The organism is Staphylococcus sp. URHA0057 (assembly GCF_000620265.1).
Taxonomy (GTDB): domain Bacteria; phylum Bacillota; class Bacilli; order Staphylococcales; family Staphylococcaceae; genus Staphylococcus; species Staphylococcus pasteuri.
On record NZ_JHVS01000001.1, the window covers coordinates 82,798 to 87,526 of the forward strand.

At 29.2% G+C, this 4,729-nt stretch carries 2 protein-coding genes; both read left to right on the top strand.

Going from position 1 to position 4,729, the window contains the following annotated elements:
• Window positions 1-22: 22 nt before the first annotated feature.
• On the top strand, window positions 23-3,469 hold the full coding sequence (locus N524_RS0100425; protein ID WP_029055342.1) for a dynamin family protein: 3,447 nt from the start codon (window positions 23-25) through the stop codon (window positions 3,467-3,469).
• Between the two features lie 18 nt (window positions 3,470-3,487).
• Window positions 3,488-4,366 carry a 5'-3' exonuclease gene (locus tag N524_RS0100430; RefSeq protein WP_029055343.1) on the top strand — a complete coding sequence of 293 codons (879 nt, stop codon included), beginning with the start codon at window positions 3,488-3,490 and terminating at the stop codon, window positions 4,364-4,366.
• Window positions 4,367-4,729 lie beyond the last annotated feature (363 nt).

Here is a 4,729-nt window from a genome sequence, read left to right on the forward strand (position 1 = left end):
GAACTAAAGGGGATTAAAACGTATGACACACACTGAACAATTAGACATTTTATATAAACTAAAAAAAGAAGTCGAAAAATCAAACAACACTGCTTTATTAAACACAATTAATCAAGTTATTAAAAAGGTATACAAAAATCAATTTACTACTTCATTTGTTGGTCACTTTTCAGCAGGTAAATCAACACTAATTAATTTGTTATTAGAACAAGATATTTTACCTAGCTCTCCAGTACCGACAACAAGTAATACAGCAATCGTCTCAGTTTCTGATTCAGAAGACATTATTGCGAATTTACCGGATCAACAATATACAAAATTAAAAACCTACGACGAAGTAAAACAGATGAATCGCCAAAATATAGACGTAGAGTCTGTAGAAATCAACTTTAAGTCTGATAAATTTGATAATGGCTTTACATTTCAGGATACACCCGGCGTTGACTCTAACGTAGCCACTCACCAAACTACAACTGAACAATTTATGTATACGAGTAACGTGTTATTTTATACTGTCGACTATAACCATGTTCAATCAGCGCTCAATTTTCAATTTATGAAACGAATTAATGAAGTAGGTATCCCTGTTGTGTTCATCATTAATCAAATAGACAAACACAATGAAGACGAACTTTCATTTGATACGTTTAAATCTAGAGTTGAAAAATCAATTAACGAATGGGAAATTAAATTAGAACATATTTATTATGTAACTAAATTTGACCATCCTGAAAATCAAATCAAGCAATTATCTGATTATCTCTTATATTTAGACGAAAATAGAGAATCAATGGAAGATTATATTGAACGCACAGTATCATTTATTACTGATGCACAATTATCATATATCCAAAATGAAATGCAAAGTATTTTAGAATACTTAAATATTGAAGAAGAAGAATTTGAACAAGCATATTTAAATTTCCAACAAACACAATCTGTATCAGAAGAAGCACAATTACTAAATGATAAAGATAAACTAAAGTCTTATCTCAAACAAAAACGTAAAGACATTTTAGAAAATGCTTATATTATGACTCATGATATGCGAGAACAATTAAGATCGTATTTAGAAAGTAAGGCTACAGATTTTAAAGTAGGTGGATTTTTCAATAAATCTAAGAAGAAGGAAGAAGCACAAACAGAACGTTTAAACAAAGCAGTTGATATGCTTCAAGAAAAGATAAACACCCAAATTCGCCAACCTATGAGAGAAGATATGTCATTTTTAACACGATTTATTAATCAGAAAAATATTAATGAACATATTTTAAATCAGTCTTATGATATACCAAACGATTTAGTTTCTTCTTTATATCAACCACAAACAACTATAAGTAATACGTATGTATTAACATTTTCTGATGAAGTGGTTAAAGCAATTAATCAATTTGTTGAACGCCAATCAAATCCATTATTTGAAAAGGCCATTCAACATGTTCAAGCTAACGAAATAGAAACTGAAGATAGTGAAGCATCAGAAGAATATCAACGATATATGAAATTAAATAATTTGAAAGAATCTCTAACAACACGCAATTATCAACATTACTATATACATTTAGAAGATTCTTTAGATAAATTAACAGGACGTACTGAAGCTAACTTCACGATTAAACAACAAAATGATACAACACATCATCAAAATAGAGATTCAATTCAATCAGAAAGCGATGATGTCTCAAGTTCACAAATTGATATTGAAAAGGCATTAAATGTAATCGAAGATATACCGTTATTTGAGCGAACTCAAATGGACATAAAGCAAACATTAACTCGTCTAGATCAAAAAATCACAAAAATTGGCGTATTTGGTACATTCAGCGCAGGAAAGAGTAGCTTAATTAATGCCTTATTAGGTGGTCAATATTTAGTAAGTTCACCAAACCCAACAACAGCGGCGACAACCGAATTGACTTACGGTGAAAACAGCAGTATTACTTTAAAATCATCAAAGCAATTACTTCAAGAAATTAACCAAATGCTTGAATACTTCAATCAGTCATTCGATTCACTTGATGAATTTATTAATAGTGATATAACGCAATTAAAATCAAAATTAGAAAAAAATCAACTTGCGTTTATTTCTGCTGTAGAAAAACATTATGACATGTATATCAATATGTTAAATGATGGAGAAGTACATCAAATCGACCAAGATGATGTTAAAAAATGGTCTGCAGAAGATGAATATGCAACATTTGTTAAAACAGTTCATTTACAAGTACCTGTTGAATGGCTTAAAGGAAAAATTATTGTCGATTCACTTGGTTTACATTCAAATAACCAACGACATACAAATGAAACAGAACAAATACTTACTTCTTCAGATTTAATTTTATATGTTAGTTACTTCAATCATTCATTTACTGACAATGACAAAGCCTTCATTGAACATATGAAAGATATGAATCAGCTAAACGAAAATCAAGCTTTCAAAATGATTATCAACGCGGTTGATTTAGCTGAGAGTGAACAAGATTTAGATGCTGTTAAAGATTATGTTGCTGATGCACTTAATCAAGTACAGTTACAATCAGACGTTTTTGGTGTATCTAGTCGAGAAGCATTAAAATCTAACGATGAAGGTATCAATCAATTGAAAGAAAGCATTCAACACTTTGTCGACATTGAATCTAAGACAATTCTAGAACAACAAATGATTCATCAACTACAACAAATCGACAAGTCATATGTTGAAATGATAGAAGAATTTGAATCTAATAAAGATGATATTGCTAAGCGTCAACAAAAATTAGAAACATATAAAGACCAACAAAGACTTGGTCATCAACTAATAGATACAACATCACAATATACGAATAATGAAGTTGAAGAACAAGTTTATCATTTAAATTCACGACTAAAACTTCAATTAATGGACGATATTAAATCTGTATATAACAGTCAAATGACTCAAAATAGTGATTTTAATGAAGAAAAGAAAAATTCGACTAAAATTTATTTAGATCAAATTCATCAAAGACTGTTCTTAGAACAATCATTAATTACTGAAAGAATTAAAAGATACTTTAATCAACAATTAGATGAACAAGTGGCACCTGTGTTACAACAATTAAGTCAATTGCATATCATAGTTAATCCACGTTTCAATTTACAACCAGATGTCATTAATAAACCGTTACTTCATATTGAACTTAACGATATGATGAGTGAATTACCTAAACAATTAACAAAACGTAAAATCCTTAATCCAAATTCACAGAAAGAAATTCACGAATATATTTGTCAAAGTACATTAGAATTGCTTCAATCAAATTTCAATCAGTTAAGACAGCAATTGGAATCATATGTTGATCAAATGTCTTCAGAAGCAGAAGAACAATTTAACAGTATCGAAGAAAACATTCAAAGTCAGATTAACGAACTGTTATCATTTAACTTGGATGAATCATTAATTACACAACTCAAAGATAAACACCAACAATTAGAAGCAATCATTTATTAAGAAAGAAGGATTACAAAAATGCCTAACAAAGTTTTACTCGTTGATGGCATGGCATTATTGTTTAGACACTTTTTTGCAACTAGTCTACACAGTCAATTCATGTATAATTCAAAAGGCGTGCCTACTAACGGCATTCAAGGATTCGTTCGCCATATCTTCTCTGCTATCAAAGAAATTCAACCAACTCACGTGGCTGTTTGTTGGGATATGGGACAATCAACATTTAGAAATGATATGTTTGATGGTTACAAACAAAATCGATCAGCACCTCCAGAGGAATTGATACCTCAATTTGATTATGTAAAAGAAATCTCTGAACAATTTGGCTTCGTTAATATTGGTGTTACTAATTACGAAGCAGATGATGTGATAGGAACATTAGCAAAATCATATTCAACAGATAATGACGTTTATATTATTACTGGCGACAGAGATTTACTTCAATGTATTAATGAAAATGTGGAAGTATGGCTAATTAAAAAAGGATTTAATATTTATAATCGTTACACATTAAATCGATTCAATGAAGAATATCAATTAGAACCTCAACAATTAATTGATATTAAAGCGTTTATGGGTGATACTGCAGATGGTTATGCTGGAGTAAAAGGAATAGGCGAGAAAACAGCTATTAAATTAATTCAACAATATGGCAGTGTAGAAGAAGTCATCAATCAAATTGACGCTTTAACACCCGGACAAAGAAATAAAATTAATGACAATATGAATGAATTACATTTATCTAAACGTTTAGCTGAAATTCATACAGAAGTTCCTTTAGATAGTGAACAAATATTTATGGATATGGCTTTTGCCACAACATTAAATCATATTCTATCTATTTGTAATGAACACGAACTATACGTTTCAGGAAAATATATTTCAAGTCATTTATAAATTTTAGCAATCGAATTCATCATATAGACTTTATAGTTTATATAGAATTCGATTGCTTTTTTGTATTTTTAACGCAATTTTAATAATAATAATTATAATTTGTAACAATTTTAATTACACATAAATTATATTTTGTGCTATTATAATTTAGAGCATAACTAAATTGTTCAACAACATGCTGTAATGTATTTTTATAGTCTGACTTTTAATTTCAAAAAATGTAAGACATAGATTTAAATTTCATTATCCATTACCAATTAGTGAGAATTATTATCATAATACATTACATTTTTATCAGGCAATTATACATTCACAACAAACACATCAGAGAAACAACATCAAGACAAGGAGTGAACAATAAAA